The organism is Pseudokineococcus marinus (genome assembly GCF_013004605.1).
Lineage (GTDB): Bacteria > Actinomycetota > Actinomycetes > Actinomycetales > Quadrisphaeraceae > Pseudokineococcus > Pseudokineococcus marinus.
In genome coordinates this window covers 1-1,909 of record NZ_JABEMA010000431.1, presented here as the reverse complement: position 1 = coordinate 1,909, position 1,909 = coordinate 1, and the positions used below count along the sequence as shown (strand labels likewise).

2 protein-coding genes are annotated in these 1,909 nt (G+C 78.0%); both read right to left on the bottom strand.

Annotation, left to right across the window (positions count from 1 at the left end; all coding sequences use genetic code 11):
- Positions 1-56 precede the first annotated feature (56 nt).
- Positions 57-305, bottom strand: coding sequence for a hypothetical protein (locus HLB09_RS16290; protein ID WP_171204352.1), 249 nt, complete (start codon positions 303-305; stop codon positions 57-59).
- Between the two features lie 100 nt (positions 306-405).
- Positions 406-1,746 (bottom strand): glutamate-5-semialdehyde dehydrogenase, encoded by a 1,341-nt coding sequence (locus HLB09_RS16285; protein ID WP_171204353.1) that lies wholly within the window; start codon positions 1,744-1,746, stop codon positions 406-408.
- Between the last annotated feature and the right edge of the window lie 163 nt (positions 1,747-1,909).

Genomic DNA, 1,909 nt, shown 5'->3' with positions numbered 1-1,909 from the left:
CCCCGGGTCCACCGCGACGTCGGGGTCGCCCTCCGCCACCGGGGCCGGCTCGGGGCTCAGTGGCCGGAGCCGGCGCGGGCGTCGTGGGGCGCGTCGTGCGGCCCCTCGTGCATCCCGTCGCGGTCGGGGTGGCGCGTGCTGACGCTGCGGAAGGCGTAGGTCAGCAGGAGCAGCGCGATGAGCACGCCGAAGGCGATGAGCCCGAAGTAGAACGAGGGGAAGGGCAGCTCGTTGACGATCTCGTGGTGCTCGCCCTCGGCCTCGGAGGCGAGGACGAGGGCGGCCCCCATGACGGAGCTCAGCATGGTCGGGTCTCCTCCCGGGGGGCGGGCGACGGTCCGGGCGGGCCGCCGCACGCGCATCCTGCCACGGCGGCCGCGGCCGGCCGCCCGGCGCCCGGGCGTCTCACGCGCGCACGTGCCCGTCCCCGGTGACGACCCAGCGCGTCGTCGTCAGCTCGGCGAGGCCCATGGGCCCGCGCGCGTGGAGCTTCTGCGTCGAGATGCCGACCTCGGCGCCGAGGCCGAGCTGGGCGCCGTCGGTGAAGCGCGTCGAGGCGTTGACCATGACGGCCGCCGAGTCGACCTCCGCGGCGAAGCGCTCCGCCACGGCGAGGTCCCGGGTGACCACGGCCTCCGTGTGCTGGGTCGACCACCGGTCGATGTGCGCGAGCGCCGCGTCGAGGTCGGGGACCACCGCGACGGCCAGCTCGAGCGCGAGGTACTCGGTGGCCCAGTCCTCGTCGGTGGCGGGCTCCACCTCGACGCCGTCGAGGCCCTCGGCGGCCGCGCGGACGGCGTCGTCGCCGTGGAGCCGGACGCCCTCGGCGCTCATGGCGGTGAGCAGGGCCGGCAGGAAGGCGCCCGCGACGGCGGCGTGGACGAGCACCGTCTCGGCGGTGTTGCAGGTGCTCGTGCGCTGCGTCTTGCTGTTGAGGGCCACCGCGAGGGCGACGTCGAGGTCGGCGGCGGCGTCGACGTAGACGTGGCAGTTGCCCGTGCCGGTCTCGATGACGGGGACCGTGGAGGAGCGCACCACCTCGGCGATGAGGCCCGCTCCCCCGCGCGGGACGAGCACGTCGACGAGCCCCCGGGCGCGCAGGAGGTGGCGCACGCCCTCGCGGCCGTGCTCGTCGACGGTGCTGACGAGGTCGGCGGGCAGGCCGGACGCGGCGAGCGCCTCGCGGACGACCTCGACGACGACGGCGTTGGTCTCACGGGCCGCCGAGCCGCCCCGCAGCACCACCGCGTTGCCGCTCTTGAGCGCCAGGGAGGCGGCGTCGACCGTGACGTTGGGGCGGGCCTCGTAGACGACGGCGACGACGCCCATCGGCACGCGCAGCTGCCGCAGGCGCAGCCCGTTCGGCAGGGTCTGCCCGCGCACGACCTCGCCCACCGGGTCCGGCAGCGCGGCGACGTCGCGGACGGCGCCGGCGATGGCGGCGAGGCGACCCGCGTCCAGGCGCAGGCGGTCCAGGAGGTTGGCGGGCAGGCCCTCCGCGGCGCCGCGCTCCAGGTCGCGGGCGTTGGCCGCCTCGACCCGGGGGGCCTGGGCGACGAGCGCGTCGGCGACGGCCAGGAGGGCGGCGTCCTTGGTGGCCCGCGTCGCCGTGGCGAGGGCCTTGCTGGCGACCCGGGCGGCGCGGCACACGTCGAGGACGGCCTCCCGGACGGCGTCCTGGCCGGCGGGCGGCTCCTCGACCTCGCCGGCGCGGGCGGAGGTCGGCGCGTCCACGGTCGCGGTCATGCGCCGAGGGTAGGCGCCCGCGGGCCGGGGCTCACGGGGCTCTCGCAGGGCGGGCGGTCCTCGCAGGGCGGGCGGTCCTCGCCGGGGGGCCGGCCCTCCAGGACGGCCGGTCCTGGTGGCCCCTCCCGCGCGCGGCTCCGGCGGCCGCGGCGGGTGCTCAGGC